Source organism: Clostridioides sp. LIBA-6822, assembly GCF_056688955.1.
In genome coordinates this window covers 40,032-56,688 of the sequence record NZ_CP196995.1, presented here as the reverse complement: position 1 = coordinate 56,688, position 16,657 = coordinate 40,032, and the positions used below count along the sequence as shown (strand labels likewise).

General features: G+C 29.1%; 10 protein-coding genes. All 10 read right to left on the bottom strand.

All coding sequences use genetic code 11. The features are described 5' to 3' along the window. Positions 1–16 precede the first annotated feature (16 nt). Positions 17–2,194, bottom strand: coding sequence for a hypothetical protein (locus ACTG48_RS00445; RefSeq protein WP_479917859.1), 2,178 nt, complete (start codon positions 2,192–2,194; stop codon positions 17–19). 128 nt (positions 2,195–2,322) lie between these two features. Continuing rightward, positions 2,323–3,417, bottom strand: a complete 1,095-nt coding sequence (locus tag ACTG48_RS00440) for a PIN/TRAM domain-containing protein (RefSeq protein ID WP_021382466.1) — start codon at positions 3,415–3,417, stop codon at positions 2,323–2,325. Between the two features lie 88 nt (positions 3,418–3,505). Further along, entirely contained in the window at positions 3,506–4,576 is a 1,071-nt protein-coding gene (gene disA / locus ACTG48_RS00435) for a DNA integrity scanning diadenylate cyclase DisA (RefSeq protein ID WP_021382461.1), read from the bottom strand. A 2-nt stretch (positions 4,577–4,578) separates the two neighbouring features. Next, on the bottom strand, positions 4,579–5,952 hold the full coding sequence (radA, locus tag ACTG48_RS00430) for a DNA repair protein RadA (RefSeq protein WP_021382493.1): 1,374 nt from the start codon (positions 5,950–5,952) through the stop codon (positions 4,579–4,581). Between the two features lie 179 nt (positions 5,953–6,131). Continuing rightward, complete coding sequence (locus ACTG48_RS00425) at positions 6,132–8,579, bottom strand: ATP-dependent Clp protease ATP-binding subunit (RefSeq protein ID WP_479917858.1); 2,448 nt, start codon at positions 8,577–8,579, stop codon at positions 6,132–6,134. Then, complete coding sequence (locus ACTG48_RS00420) at positions 8,566–9,591, bottom strand: protein arginine kinase (RefSeq protein ID WP_021382480.1); 1,026 nt, start codon at positions 9,589–9,591, stop codon at positions 8,566–8,568. Before ACTG48_RS00420 ends, ACTG48_RS00425 begins: the two co-directional genes overlap by 14 nt. Before the next feature lie 15 nt (positions 9,592–9,606). Beyond that, positions 9,607–10,101, bottom strand: coding sequence for a UvrB/UvrC motif-containing protein (locus tag ACTG48_RS00415; protein ID WP_479917857.1), 495 nt, complete (start codon positions 10,099–10,101; stop codon positions 9,607–9,609). 6 nt (positions 10,102–10,107) lie between these two features. Next, on the bottom strand, positions 10,108–10,572 hold the full coding sequence (locus tag ACTG48_RS00410; RefSeq protein ID WP_479917856.1) for a CtsR family transcriptional regulator: 465 nt from the start codon (positions 10,570–10,572) through the stop codon (positions 10,108–10,110). Between the two features lie 377 nt (positions 10,573–10,949). Next, positions 10,950–12,878, bottom strand: a complete 1,929-nt coding sequence (locus ACTG48_RS00405; RefSeq protein ID WP_479917855.1) for an elongation factor G — start codon at positions 12,876–12,878, stop codon at positions 10,950–10,952. Between the two features lie 241 nt (positions 12,879–13,119). Beyond that, positions 13,120–16,551 (bottom strand): pyruvate carboxylase, encoded by a 3,432-nt coding sequence (locus ACTG48_RS00400; protein ID WP_479917854.1) that lies wholly within the window; start codon positions 16,549–16,551, stop codon positions 13,120–13,122. Positions 16,552–16,657 lie beyond the last annotated feature (106 nt).

Sequence of the window (16,657 nt, the reverse complement as noted above, 5' to 3'; positions counted from 1 at the left end):
ATAGCCTCTATGCAACTTATTCTTTTAATGCTACCAGATTTATACTTAATATAATCATAGGTACAATTACATAAATAAAAGCTGTAGCTGATGACACAATTCCAGAATCATTTACTAAAAGAGTTACAAAACATCCTGCTATTGATGCGATAAAGCCTTTAAATACAATTGGATATTCATCAATCAATTGTTTGAAATACCTAATCTGATTAATCATAAGAACCAAGATTACTCCTATTCCAGTTAATAGTATATTTACCCATGCACTAGTTTGAGCTAGTTTTAAGTTCATCTCTATCTTTCTACTAAATGTTTGTATTATTTCTCCTGGTCCATTAAAGTAAACTTCTTTTACAAACATACCTAGATGTGAGTTACTTCCTGAAATCATATCTATAGCTACAAAAACTCCTAAAACAAGTAATACTGATATACCTAATAAAACAACTTTTTTGAAGTCTATTTTTACATTATATATTAATAGTATAAATAGTAAAAATGCAACACATTCAGAAATAGCAGTTCCAACATTTGCCCCCATAGCTGGAGATGCACTCGTAATTAAGATAACTAAAGAAAATACTATTACAGACCACTTTGGTATCTTTTTATATGTAAGTAAAATTGCAAACGTAAATATTGCACTACCTATTGCTACTCCTTGATATTCATTGCCTACTCCATAGTATCTAGCGCCAATTATACAATCGTAACTCATTACATTGCTTTTCATTAGATATGAACCAAATCCAGAATCAATAACCATAATCAATATAGTTAATCCAGTAAAAAATAACATATTTTTTAAATCATTCTTTATTAAAACTTTGCTTATCAAGTATATAGTAAGTGTTATTATAATTATTCCTAAAGATATTGCTACTGGTGTTTTAAAATTCATTATTGGAGTTATCATAAATGACAATGGCATGACTATTCCTACTTTTAAAAGTTCTTTTAATATAAAAAATGTTGTTTCTTTATGATTTTTTGATATATGCTTTCTAAATAAAATTAGAACCATAGCAACTATCCAAGACAAGAATACTATACTTACAAATCCATTGAGTATTGTAGACCTTATGCTTGAAACAGATACTATCTTTTGGTATTCATCCAGCAGATATTCTTTATTATCATCTCTGTTAATAAGTTCATACTTCTTTCCAACCATATTTTGATTTTTTATATCGAAGTTATTTAATATTTCAGCTCCAACATCTAGATTAGTCACAATCCCTTCTCTTCTCGTGGTTGAAGATGATAATAGCCCTTTTCCATTACCACTTAATTTTATTATTGGAGAAAGCCTTCTTTTGTTTTTATAATCTAAGTCACTTGGAAATGCACTTGATATATAAACAGTGTCATTTTCTCCAACCATAGAAAATACATTTTTTAAGTATACATCTATATTTTTTTCTATGCTATTTTTCATGTTACCATATGTTTTTTCAGTTAGGTTTGGTTTATATAAATCTAATCTATATGTATCTCCAAGCTCTACAAAAACTACATCATCATTTTTGTAAGCTTCTTTAGTCTCTTTAATCAATTTATTATAATCAGTTGATATTCCATAAGGCATAGATAAATCTTTCTTATTTATATTATCTACGTTTCCATTAGGAATTCTTCCATACTCATCCATTGCAACTAGACATAAGTTTCTATTTTTTATAAGCTGACCATTTTCAATTATATCTGCATTTCCCAACACAGATGTTCTTAATCCATTATCAGATAAACTTTGACCTAATGACCCTAATACAGAACCATACTCCCCAAAGTTTAAATTTTCATTTATAGACTTATTTATGGTTAAATTATTTATACCTTTTGCGCTTTTTCCTGTAGCTGATTTAAAAACTATATCCCTATCTTTACTTGAGCTCTCAAAATTAATATCTTCTTCATTAGCTACATTAGCTCTTCCACCAGCACCCATACTAGCATATGACCTTCTGTCATCACTACCTTTATCGCCTCTTATGTTCATTAGACCGATATATCCTCTACTATCTAGTTCTTCTTTCAATGATTTTATTCTTAACATATTGCTCATACTAGTTCTATTCATATCTATAAATATTACTTTTCCATATGTCGGTATATCATCTGCAAAACTATATTGACTAATCGATGTTAATATTATGATAAATGTTGCTAAGAAAGATATAATCTTTTTTCTCATAAATTCTCCCTGCTTTCTGATTTAAATCCTCATCTTTAAGAATACATTAAACATTGTCGTTATAAATAAATAAATTTGGACCATCTATTTAAAATAAACAGCCCAAACTATAGGTTTTTTTGAATATATTAATTTTTAGGTTTTGCGAATATCATTCTACCTGCAGGAGTTTGAAGAACAGAAGTTACAAGTACTTTTATAGTCTCGTTCATATGTTTTCTTCCTCCATCAACAACTATCATAGTTCCATCATCTAGATATGCAACACCTTGTTGAGCCTCTTTTCCTTCTTTCACCACTTGAACAACCATATCTTCACCTGGTATTGCAACTGGTTTTATAGCATTAGCTAACTCATTTATATTTAATACTTCAACACCTTGGAATTGAGCAACTTTATTTAAATTATAATCATTAGTAACAACTTTTCCATTTAAAACCTGAGCAAGCTTTAATAATTTACTATCAACTTCAGCTATTTCATCAAAGTCTCTCTCACTTATTTCAACTTCTATATTTAATTCTTTCTGAATTATATTTAATATATCCAGACCTCTTCTACCTCTCACTCTTTTTAAATCATCTGAAGAATCTGCAATATGTCTCAGTTCTTCTAAAACAAAAGCAGGAATAATAAGTTTTCCCTCTATAAAGCCTGTTTTACAAATATCTGCTATCCTTCCATCAATTATTACACTCGTATCTAATACTTTTGGAGGAATTGCTTTTATATCTTTTTTGTTCTCTTTGTCCTTATCTTTATCTTTAATAGGATTTGCTAATCTTCCTAATTTTCCAATATTAAATAAATCATTTTTACTTTTAAGCGCAACTTTCATTCCAAGATATCCTAGGAATAAATATAATAGTAAAGATAGTATTCCACCTACTATTGGTATTCTATTTACTAAGCCACTTAATAAATATGCAATCACAAATCCTACTATAAGACCCATAGACCCTAACAATATATCAGTCTGAGGATATTTTGATAACTCTTTATCCACTATTTTAGCAATTTCTTTTACTCTATTTACAACCCATGGCTCTATAAGATATCCTAAAATGGCTATTATTATACCTGCTACTACAGCTGCGATATAACCATATGTTTCTTTCCCAAATGTTAATATTTCAAAATCTTTCATTAATGTTAAATAGGTCGTTATACCTATCGTAAATCCAAGTAAAATAAACAATATCCTTGTTACTTTCCTTATCAATGCTTCACCCCCTAGTTATACTTATCTATTATAGACCAAAGTGTATATTATATTCAAGAAAAAAGTAGTAAAATTCATTTAAAATTCATCATATGTGTCTATCTAATAATACTAATTGTTTCATTTTTATGAGTCCATTTTTTATATATGTTGCCCTTATTTCACCTATTCCTTCAACTTCATCTAATTCTTCAATAGACGCATCTAATATTTGTTGGAAGTTTTCAAAATAATTTACTAAGTTTTCTATTATTGCTGTTGGTAGTCTATGTATTTTACTAAGAATTCTATAGCCTCTTGTTTTTATAGGCATATCCATACTTTCTGAAAAACCACTATACCCTAATAGTTTTGCCATATTAACCAATTCTATTAGTTCTTCTGAATTTAAATTTTTAACTTTTTTCATAAGTTCTTTTATTTCTGTATTTTCTTTATTATAATCTTTGAATATTAATTTCTGATCTATTCTAGTTGTACCCATTAACTCTTCTAATTGCATGCTTACTAAAGTTCCTTCATCACCCAATTCTATTACATATTTTTCAATTATACTGGTAACTCTCATTACCATTTCCATCTTCTGCATGACTAATGCAACATCATAAATAGTTACTAAATCATTAAACTCTAAAGCATTTAAATTTGTTATAGCTTGGTCTAATACTGTCTTATATTTTTCTAGAGTTTGTATTGCCTGATTTGCCTTAGTAAATATCTTAGATATATCTTCGACCACATACTTCTCATTTCCTCTATAAACTGTTATAACATTTCTTCTTTGTGAAATTCCTATGACTATAGCACCCGTCTGTTTTGCCACTCTTTCTGCTGTTCTATGTCTTGTTCCTGTTTCTGATGTTTCTATAAAATAATCTGGTATAAGTTGCGCATTAGCAAATAGTATTTTTTTTATATCGCTACTTAAAACTATAGCTCCGTCCATTTTAGCTAATTCATATAGATATGATGGTGAATATTCTGCATTTATAGCAAATCCACCATCTACTATTTTCATTACATCTTCGTTAGTTGCAATTACAATCAATCCACCTGTCTTAGCTCTTAGTACATTGTTTAGACCTAATCTAAGCGGAGTTCCAGGAGATATCATTTTTAATGCATATAGCATATTTTTATTATCTAGAAAATTCTCCATATTTATTGATTCCTCCCAAGTACTATATTTATAGCTTGTCTTAAGTTATCTACTGGCCATATTTCTATACCTTTGGTGTCTTTTACAACATCATAATTACTTCTAGGAACTACTATCTTTTTAAATCCAAGTTTTTTACATTCAGCTATTCTCTTTTCTATAAAGCTTACTGCCCTAACTTCTCCTGTAAGACCCACTTCTCCTGTAACAGCTATATCTTCATCTATAGGTATATTTCTAAAACTAGATGCTACAGAAATAGCTATGCCTAAATCAATTGAAGGTTCATTTATCTTTATTCCTCCAACTATGTTTATATAGACATCTTGATTTTGTATTTGCAATCCAACACGTTTTTCTAATACTGCTAATAACATACCTACTCTATTATAGTCTACTCCTGTAGAGGTTCTTTTTGGTATACCAAAACTTGTAGGCGAAACTAGTGCTTGTAATTCAAGTAACATTGGTCTCGTACCTTCTACAGTAGATATTATTACTGAACCTGCTACATCTTTTGGTTTTTCAGATATCAAGATTTTAGATGGATTATCAAGTTCTACTAATCCTAAATCTCTCATTTCAAATACTCCAAGTTCATTTGTTGAGCCAAATCTATTTTTAACAGCTCTTACTAATCTATAAGTATTATATCTTTCACCTTCAAAATATAGAACAGTATCAACCATATGCTCTAATAATTTTGGTCCTGCTAGTGAACCTTCTTTTGTCACATGACCAACTATGAATGTTGAAATACCCATTTTCTTAGAAATTTTCATAAATTTTGAAGTACCTTCTTTAATTTGGCTGACAGTTCCTGGTGCCGAGGATATTTCTGGACTAAAGACAGTTTGAATTGAGTCTAGAATTATTAATTCTGGATTTACACTTTCTAAATAAGATTCAATTATACTTAAATTGTTTTCAGCAAATATATATAAATTTTCTGAGTTAATTCCTAATCTTTTAGCTCTCATTTTTATTTGAGATTCTGATTCTTCTCCAGTTATATATAAAACAGTTTTTCCTAAATTCGCAACATTGCTAGAAACTTGGATTAAAAGTGTTGACTTACCTATACCAGGGTCTCCACCAACAAGTACTAAAGAGCCTTTAACTATACCGCCTCCTAGTACTCTATCCAATTCATTTATATCTGTTGTAAATCTCTCTTCTTCTTTGCTTTCTATTGAATTTATGCTAACTGGTTTAGATGAAGATTTATCTATTATAAAGACCTCTTTTTTAGTGCTTTTTTGGTCTACTTCTTCTACAAATGTATTCCACTTTGTACACTCAGGACATTTTCCCAGCCATTTAGCTGTTTCATATCCACAAGATTGACATACATATTTTGTTTTTATTTTTGCCATACTTTTATCATCCTTAATTTATTATTCTATACTATAATTTTAGCATATGTGAAAGACAATATGTAAAGATTAAATAAAATAATTAAGGACAATGAATTATTATAGATTCATTGCCCTTAAAATTCTGTTTAATCTCTAAAACTTGTATATGCAAGATTTTAAAATGCAACTCTATTAAATTATTTAGTTTCAAAAACTATTTTGTCATCTTTTACTTTTGCTACTACAGTGCTTCCCTTTTTCACGTCACCCTTTAAGATTGCTTCAGATAATTCATCTTCTAACTCTTTTTGTAAAGCTCTTTTAAGAGGTCTTGCTCCATATTCTAAATCAAATCCAGATTTAGAAATTAATTTAACAGCTTCGTCACTCATTTCTAATTTTATATCCATTTCTTTTAGTCTTTCTTGTAATTTAGCCACCATTAAAAGTATTATTTTTGATATGTGATTTTCATTTAATGAATGGAAAACAATTATATCATCTATTCTGTTCAAAAACTCAGGTCTGAATCTCTGTTTTAATTCACCCATTATATTTTCTTTCATTTTTTCATATTGAGACTTTTCTTCTTCGTCTCCTTTAGCAATACTAAAACCTAAAGTTTTTTGTCTGCCAATCGTAGATGCTCCGACATTTGATGTCATTATTATGATAGTATTCTTAAAATCTACAGTTCTTCCTTTTGAGTCAGTCAATCTACCATCATCTAAAATTTGTAACAAAATATTAAATACATCTGGGTGAGCTTTTTCTATCTCATCAAATAAAATAACTGAATATGGATTTCTTCTTACTTTCTCAGTTAATTGACCACCTTCATCATGACCAACATAACCCGGAGGCGAACCTATCATTCTTGATACAGCATGTTTTTCCATATATTCAGACATATCTATTCTTATTATTTGATTTTCATCTCCAAACTGTACTTCTGCCAATGCCTTAGATAATTCTGTTTTACCGACTCCTGTAGGACCTAAAAATAAAAATGAACCAATTGGTCTATTAGGGTCTTTAAGACCTGCTCTTGACCTTCTTATTGCCTTTGAGATAGATTTTACTGCTTGTTCTTGCCCTATTACTCTATTGTGTAATATTTCTTCAAGTCTTAGAAGTCTATCAGCTTCTTCTTCAAGAATTTTATTAACAGGTATCCCTGTCCATAAGCCAACTACTTCAGCAATAACTTCTCCATCAACTAAATCAGAATGTTTAGATGATTTATTCCATCTTTCTCTTACGTCTTCTAATTGTTTTTTAAGTAGACCTTGTTCATCTCTTATTTTTGCTGCTTTCTCAAAGTCTTGACATCTCACTGCTTCTTCTTTTTCTTTGTCTATGTTTTCTATTTCTAATTCTAATTTCTTTATTTCTGAAGGAGGTGTATTTTCCTTTAATCTTACTTTTGATGCAGCTTCATCAATCAAGTCTATCGCTTTATCTGGTAGATATCTGTCTGATATATATCTAGTTGATAATTCTACAGCTGATTTTATAGCATCGTCAGTTATTTTAACTTTGTGATGAGCTTCATATTTATCTCTTAATCCTTCTAATATTTTTATTGAGTCTTCTTTACTTGGTTCATCCACCATAACTGGTTGGAATCTTCTTTCTAATGCAGAATCTTTTTCAACATGCTTTCTATATTCATCAATTGTTGTTGCACCTATAACTTGTATTTCTCCTCTTGCTAAAGCTGGCTTTAATATATTTGATGCATCTATAGAACCTTCTCCTGTAGAGCCAGCTCCTATTATTGTATGCATTTCATCTATAAATAAAATTATATTTCCATTTTTAATAACTTCATCTACAACTTCTTTGATTCTCTCTTCAAATTCTCCTCTATACTTAGCACCAGCTAATAATGAACCCATCTCTAAAGAATATAAAGTTTTATTTTTTAACGTTTCTGGAACATTTCCTAGGGCTATATTTGTTGCTAAACCTTCAGCTATAGCTGTTTTACCTACTCCTGGGTCTCCTATTAATACTGGATTATTTTTTGTTCTTCTACTTAGTATTTGTATTACTCTTTGTATTTCTTTCTCTCTACCTATTACAGGGTCTATTTTATTCTGTTTTGCATATAGTGTAAGATTTCTTCCATACTTATCAAGCACCTTTGACTCTACTTGATTCTGGTTGCCCGTGTAACTATTTTCTGGTTTATATTGATTTTTATCACTAATACCCATCATATCAATTGTTAATTGGGCAAGAGTTCTATCATTTACTCCTGCATAATTTAAAATCTTATTAGCAATTCCTTCTCCTTCTTGAATAATAGATAATAGTATATGTTCAGTCCCAATATAATTTGTTTTTAATTTGTTTGCAAACATACCTGACAGTTCAAGTATCTGTTTACTTCTTGGGCTTAATACTATATCTTCTGGAATTCCGTCTACTTTACCTTCCATATCAATTATTTTACCTTCTAAATAAGCCTCTGTAAATCCAACTTTACTTAGAACTTTAGCAGCTATACCTTCTTCTTCTCTTAAAAGACCTAAAAGTATATGTTCACTCCCAACAATATTATGCCCTAAGGCTTTGGCAGATTCAAATGCTAAATCAATTGCCTTCTTAGCTCTTTGTGTAAATCTATTGAAGTTCATAATTCATCCCTCCTCTTAATTTCTCCAAAGTTTCTCTAATGTATGTTGCTCTATTTATATCTCTATTCTCAACATCATCACTCTTATACATTATTGACTGATGTGCTGGTTGTATACCTATCATAAGTTGTTCTATCGCCTTTAAATCTAGTTTATCTATATAGTTCATTTCTATCCCCATTTTTATATTTGATAGATGGCTCATAGCCTCTGAACTACTCATTACTCTTGAGTTTTCAAGTGTTCCTATTGACCTAAATATTTTATCTTCTAATTTTATACCTAATTTTTTTTGCAATATTTCTCTGGCTTTTATTTCTTTTGATATTGCATCTTTTGTAAGACCACTTACATTCTCTATAATATTAGACTCTGTTCTTCCAAGTGTAAGTTGATTGGATATTTGATATATGTTTCCTAATGCTTCTGTTCGTTCTCCATATATACCTCTTATAGCTATGCCTATTTGTGAGGATATTTTATAAAGTTCATCCATATATCCCAATTGACTTAATGCTGGTAAATGCATCATCACAGAAGCTCTCATTCCTGTTCCTGTATTAGTTGGGCAAGATGTAAGATAACCTAACTTTGTGCTGAATGCATATTCTAAACTTGATTCTAACAAATCATCTATCTCATTTGCTATGTTATATGCATATTCTAAATTTAAATCATCACACATAGTTTGTATTCTTATATGGTCTTCTTCATTTATCATTATGCTTACAGTTTTATCTTTTTTTACTATAACTGCACTTTTATCATTCTCTGCTAAATCTGGGCTTATTATATGTTCTTCAACCATAAGCATTTTCTTAGATTTATCTAAATCTTCAATTTTATAAAAATCAAATTCTTCTTTTTGCTCTAAACTAGAATTCATAAATACATTTTTTACTTTTTCTATTATTTCCATAGCACTTTCTTTATCTAATCTATTTGGAAAAGGATAATTATTTAAGTTTCTAGCTAGCCTAACTCTTGATTTCATGACTATGTTCTCTCTCACAATATCACTCCAATCTTAGTCAATAGAACCTTTTAAATATTTAATTTTATCTCTAAATTGAGCAGCCAATTCATACTCTTCATTTTTTATAGCTCTATCTAAATCTTCTTTTAATTCTTTAATCTCATTTTCTACACTTATCTTGTAAAAAGATTTTTTAGGTGCCTTACCTGTATGCTCTATGTGTCCATGTATATTTTGGAGCATTGGATTTACTTGGCTACTGAATGCATTGTAGCATTCACTGCATCCAAACCTTCCATTATTCTTAAATTCGCTATAAGTCATATTACAATTTGGACAAACTAACTTCTCTTCAAGTTCTTTTTTAGGTTGAAATCCTAAGTTAGAAAATATATCCATCATTGAAAAAGGCATATCTAAATTAAAATTCATTTCTGTCTTCTCTTTTGCACATTCACTACATAGGTACATTTCTGTCTTCTCTCCATTGACTATCTTATTATAATATACGGATGCTTTATTCTTATTACATTTTTGACATAGCATAAATTATCACTCCTCTATACTAAATAATCCTATTATTATATTCTTTAGAATATTAGACCTTACCTTCTCTTTTAATTCATATACTGGCATACATAATGATTTATCATCTATTGCATATAATATTAATTTTAGTTCTCTTTCACTAATTAAGCCTGACTCTCTCAAACTTTCCAATAATTCTTTTGCTTTTTTATATGATATTTGACTTCCTATTTTTTCATTTAATAATTCTCTAATATGTCCATCTTTACTTTTTCGTATTTTTTCTATTTGAACATATCCTCCGCCACCTTTTTTACTTTCAATATAATACCCTTTATCTATTGTAAATCTTGTTGTTAAGACATAATTTATTTGTGATGGTGCACAACTAAACAAGTTTGCTAGTTCATTTCTTTGAATTTGTATGCTATTATCCTCTTCCATCAAATCTTTAATAAATTTTTCAATTATATCTGTCATAGTTGCCATTAATATCACCACACGCCTTTTAATTTTTGACTTTCTTTGACTACTATTTTACACCTATTATTTAAATTTTTAAAGCCCTAAATTACATAATTTTATATTTTTTATAACAATTTAAACATGAATTTACCTCTTTATCAATTATAAAGTTTTATTAATTACATTTATGATAACCAAACATTAAAATTTTGATTTATTATTAAATGTTTTATATTTTAGATATACCTTCTCACCTTTATTATTAAACATTTCTAAAAAATAATAATAATAAAATACAAAAACTAGGTATATGCTTACATAAAATAAACTTATACCTAGTTCAAATCCTAAAAATATTTTTAATAGTATACTATTAATTATTTATTATTCTATTTTACCTATTATTTTGCAGTAGCTAACCCAATTATTTTTTCTGCAAATTGTGATGGTACCTCTCCATATTTTGCTAATTCCATTTCAAAGTATCCTCTACCTTGTGTCATTGCTCTTAAATCTATTGCATATTTAAATGTCTCTGCCTGTGGAGCTTCTGCAAATATTATTTGTTTCCCTTTATTATCTGGCTCCATTCCAAATATTTTTCCTCTTCTCTTATTTATATCACCCATAACATCTCCCATATATTCTTCTGGTACAGTTATCTTCAGCTTCATTATAGGTTCTAGTAGTATTGGATGTGCTTCTTCCATACCTTTTTTAAAGGCGGCACTCGCTGCCATCTTAAAAGCCATTTCAGAAGAGTCTACATCATGATATGAACCATCATAAAGTGTAGCCTTTATATTTGTAACAGGATAACCAGCTAATACACCTTTTTGCATAGAGTCTTTTAGACCTTTTTCAACTGCAGGTATATATTGTTTTGGTACAGACCCACCAAATATTTCTTCTGTAAATTCAAAATCAGATTCACATCTTTCAAATCTTATTTTTACATCTCCATATTGACCATGACCACCTGATTGCTTTTTATGTTTTCCTTGTACATCTGCTGTTCCTTTTATAGTTTCTCTATAAGGAACTTTAAGGTCATTTAATTCAACATCAACACCAAATTTATCTTTCATTTTATTTTTAATTGTTTTTATATGAAGTTCTCCTTGTCCTCCTAAAAGGGCTTGTTTTGTCTCTGTATTTCTATAAGAATGTAATGTAGGGTCTTCTTCTACTAGTTTATTTAATACAGATGCTACTTTTTCTTCATCACCTTTATTCTTAGGTTTTACTGCATAGTATATCTGTGGTTTAGGGAAATCTATATTTTCTAAAGCTTCTGCATCTTTATCTGTAGATATAGTGTCTCCTGTTTTTAGAGAATTAATTTTAGTTACAACTACTATATCTCCAGCTTTAGCTTTTTCTACTTCCACTAATTCACTATTTTTTAATGTATATATATTAGCTATCTTTTCCTTTACACTTTTATTTATATTAAAGACATCTTTATCTTTAGAAAGTACACCTTCAGTAATTTTTATATATGACATTTTACCAACAAATGGGTCAACCATAGTCTTAAATACTAATCCTCTAAATGGTTTACTTTCTTCTGTAAAAATAGGTTCTAGGTAATTTGATATAGTATCTAATATTTCTTTTGTTCCTATATTATTTATAGTTGAACCACATATTACAGGTATAATATCACCTCTTTGTATCCCTATAACAATACCTTTTTGTATTTCTTCTGTAGTTAACTCTTCACCATTAAAATATTTATCTAATATTTGGTCATCTGTCTCTGCTATAAGCTCCATTAATGCTTCTTTAACACTCATAGCTTGTTCCTTGAATTCACCTTCTAAATCATCTATGTTTTCAAATACATTATGTAACTTTACAAAGTTTTTATCTTTATATATAGGACTTATCATAGGAACTATCTTATTGTTGTACTTTTCTCTTAACATTGCTATTGCGTCTTTATATCTTGCTTTTTCATTATCTATTTTATTTATAAACATTATCTTAGGAATACTCTCAGTTAGTTCCAATGATTTCTCTGTACCAACTTGAATAGGTGCTGTTGCATCTATTACTATTATTGCTGCATCACTTGCTCTAAGAGATGATACAACGTCTCCGCTAAAGTCAAAATATCCTGGGGTATCCAATAAGTTAAACTTATAATCATTATACTCTATAGGTATTAATCCCATACTATAAGTCATATTTACCTTGTCTGTTAATTTAGGTATCTTATTAGTGTTTGCTGTGTAAGCTATAGTTTCGATTAGATTTGTTTTTCCACATCCGCTATGTCCTAATACCGCTACATTTCTCAACATTTTACTATCATAAACCTTCATATAAGCACCCACCTTTTAAATTTATGTATTTTCTCTTAGCTGTTATTTCCTAAGAAATAGTCCAGAAAATGTTTATTATTTTTAGAATTTTTAGATAACATTTTCCTTACTAGCTTTATTTCTACATATGGATGTAATTTTCCTCTTTTTTTTAACAAAAATTTAATTTAAATAAATAAAAACACTCTAAAACATTTTTTATTAAATGTTTTAGAGTGTTTTTTTAATTATCTTAATTCAATTATTTCATTATCATTAATAATTGTTTATCTTCAACCATATCATCTTCTTTTACTTTGATTGACTTAATTACTCCATCAGTCTTAGCAACTATTATAGTCTCCATTTTCATAGCTTCTATAACTATTAGTGGTTGATTGGCTTTTACTTCATCTTCTTCTTTAACCATTATTTTTATAACTTTTCCTGGTATACTTGCTCCAATTTGAAGAGGGTCATTCATATCAGCTTTCTCAACATTATGAATTTTACCAGAGAAGTTTCTATCTTTTATTTCTACTTCTCTAACCATTCCATTCAATTCAAATCCTATAGTTCTAAATCCATTTTCCTTAACTTCACCGATTTCAACTAATCTTATTGTTAATACTTTACCTTCTTCTATCTCTACTTCACATTCTTCATTTTTATTTAAACCATAGAAGAATACATCACTTTCAAGTTTAGATATATCATTATAGTGTTGTAAATGTTTGATATAATCCTCATAAACTTTTGGATATAAAGCATAACTTATAACATTTCTTATATTAGCATTTATGTCATATTTTTCATCTAGATATTTAGCTATTTCATCAAAATCTTCTGCTGGTAATAATGAACCAGGTCTTACTGTAATAGCTTCTTCGCCTTTTAAAACTACTTCTTGTAAATCTTTTGGTATTCCACCTTCTGGTTGACCAATCATACCTTTACAGTAGTCCACAACAGAATCTGGGAATGATAAGTTTTTACCTTCTTCAATTATATTGCCTTTATCTAATTTATTTTTAGTCATAAAGATAGCTAAGTCTCCTACAACCTTTGAAGATGGAGTTACTTTTATTATATTCCCTACAACTTCATTAGCTTCTTTATATTTTTCTTTAACTTCGTCAAATCTATTAACTAATCCTAAACTATCAGCTTGAGGTTTTAAGTTTGTATATTGACCACCTGGTATTTCAAAATTATATATTTCTGCACAAGAGTTAGTTAAGTCACTTTCAAATTTGCTATAAACTTTTCTTAAGTCCTTATAATATTTTCCTAACTCATCATATCCAAATAAATCTATACCTGTATCTCTTTCTGTATTTTTAAGAGCCTCTACTATAGCATTAAGTGATGGTTGACTTGTAAGTCCTGCCATAGATTCTAATGCAGCATCAATTATATCTACTCCAGCTTCTGATGCCATTAAACAAGTTGCTACACCATTTCCACTTGTATCATGAGTGTGTAAATGTATTGGTGCTTTTATATTTTTCTTTAACTCTTTAACTAGAGTGTAAGCTGAATATGGTTTAAGAAGTCCTGACATATCTTTTATTGCTATTATATCTGCTCCTAAACTTTCTAATTCTTGTGCCATCTTAATATAATATTCTAGATTATATTTAGTTTTAGTTTTATCTAGTATATCACCTGTATAACACATAGTTGCTTCAACAATTTTTCCAGTTTCTAAAGCTGTATTTATAGATGGCTTCATATTTTCAACCCAGTTTAATGAGTCAAATATTCTAAATACATCTATACCTTGTTTAGCAGATTCTTTTGTAAATTCTTCTATTACATTATCTGGATAATTTTTATATCCAACTCCATTTGATGCTCTAAGCAACATTTGGAACATTATACTTGGTATTTCTTCTCTTAGCTTTTGTAATCTACGCCAAGGTGATTCTTTTAAAAATCTATATGCAACATCATAAGTAGCTCCACCCCACATTTCAAGTGAGAATAAATCTTTTTGATATTTTTCTGTTGGCTGAGCAGCTTTTAATAAATCATATGTTCTTATTCTTGTTGCTAATAATGATTGATGTGCATCTCTCATTGTTGTATCTGTTAGCAATAATTTCTTATCATTTTTTATCTTTTCTATATATGCAGATTTACCTAACTTATCAAAAAGTATTTTACTTCCTTCTGCCTTTGAGCCATCTTTATCCATTCTTGGGTCATGTAATGCATCAAATAATGGTTTTTCTTTACAAGCATTATCATTTACAATTACATCCCCTATGAATTGAAGTAATTTTGTTCCTCTGTCTTTACTTTCTGTTATTTCAAATAAATCTGGATTTTCATCTATAAACTTAGTGCTACATTTACCATTTGAGAATATAGGATTATTTAAAACATTAACTAAGAATCCTACATTAGTTTTAACTCCTCTAACTCTAAGCTCTTTTACTGATCTTATAGTTTTATTTATTGCTCCTTGGAATGTTCTATCCCAAGAAATTGTTTTAACTAGTAAACTATCATAGTGAGGACTTATATTTGCACCTGTAAATCCATTTCCACCATCTAGTCTTATACCAAATCCTGAACCAGTTCTATACACTTGAATTTTCCCTGTATCAGGCATGAATTTATTCTTAGGGTCTTCTGTAGTTATTCTACATTGAATAGAATACCCTCTTATTTCTACATCATCTTGTGATTTTATATTGATTTCTTCACTATCTAAACTATAACCTTGAGCTATTAGTATTTGACTTTGAACTATATCTATTCCTGTAACCATCTCTGTTACAGTATGTTCAACCTGTACTCTTGTGTTCATCTCTATAAAATAATGTCCGCCATTTGCATCTACTAAGAATTCTAATGTTCCTGCATTAGCATAGCCTACATGCTTTGATAATTTGACTGCATCTTCACATATTTCTTGTCTTACTTTATCATCTAATGAAAAAGCTGGTGCATATTCTATTATTTTTTGATGTCTTCTTTGAACTGAACAGTCTCTTTCGTACAAGTGAACTATATTTCCATAGTTATCTCCTAATATTTGAACTTCTATATGTTTTGGATCAGCTATATATTTTTCTATAAATATGATATCTTCTCCAAAAGCTTTTCTTGATTCGCTACAAGCAGTTTCATATTCAATCTCTAAGTCTTCTTCGCGGTGTACAATTCTCATCCCTCTACCGCCACCACCATTAGATGCTTTTATCATAACAGGATAACCTATTTTATTTGCAACTTCTTTTGCTTCTTCAGTACTTTTTATTGCTTTTTCTACACCTGGTATAGTTTGAACATTAACTTCTTTTGCGATTTTCTTAGAGTTTATCTTATCTCCCATCATATTCATTACTTTAGATGATGGCCCTATAAAAGTAATTCCATTCTCTTCACATTTACGAGCAAACTCTGCATTCTCTGCTAGAAAACCATATCCTGGATGTATCGCATCAACTTTTTTTCTCTTCGCCAAGTCAATTATCCCATCCATGTCTAGATACGCATCTATTGGCCCTTTGCCTTCCCCTATCAAATATGATTCGTCTGCTTTTGTTCTAAATAATCCATATTTATCTTCTTTACTATATATACCAACACTTTTTATCCCCAATTCTGAACAGGCTCTAAATATTCTTATAGCTATTTCGCCTCTATTAGCTACTAGTATTTTATTAAACTTTTTAAGCATACTCTATTCTTCTCCTTTATTGTTTGTGTAATATTAAAGATTATAGACTAAAATACTTTATTTTTGAAGATGTTTAAGCAAGTTCCTTAATTAATAAGATAAATTT

Coding starts and splice junctions, on each gene's coding strand:
- ACTG48_RS00415 (WP_479917857.1), bottom strand. CDS start 10,101: ATGCTATGTCAAAAATGTAATAAGAATAAAGCATCCGTATATTATAAT.
- disA (WP_021382461.1), bottom strand. CDS start 4,576: ATGGAGAATTTTCTAGATAATAAAAATATGCTATATGCATTAAAAATG.
- ACTG48_RS00425 (WP_479917858.1), bottom strand. CDS start 8,579: ATGAACTTCAATAGATTTACACAAAGAGCTAAGAAGGCAATTGATTTA.
- ACTG48_RS00445 (WP_479917859.1), bottom strand. CDS start 2,194: ATGAGAAAAAAGATTATATCTTTCTTAGCAACATTTATCATAATATTA.
- ACTG48_RS00400 (WP_479917854.1), bottom strand. CDS start 16,551: ATGCTTAAAAAGTTTAATAAAATACTAGTAGCTAATAGAGGCGAAATA.
- radA (WP_021382493.1), bottom strand. CDS start 5,952: ATGGCAAAAATAAAAACAAAATATGTATGTCAATCTTGTGGATATGAA.
- ACTG48_RS00410 (WP_479917856.1), bottom strand. CDS start 10,572: ATGGCAACTATGACAGATATAATTGAAAAATTTATTAAAGATTTGATG.
- ACTG48_RS00405 (WP_479917855.1), bottom strand. CDS start 12,878: ATGAAGGTTTATGATAGTAAAATGTTGAGAAATGTAGCGGTATTAGGA.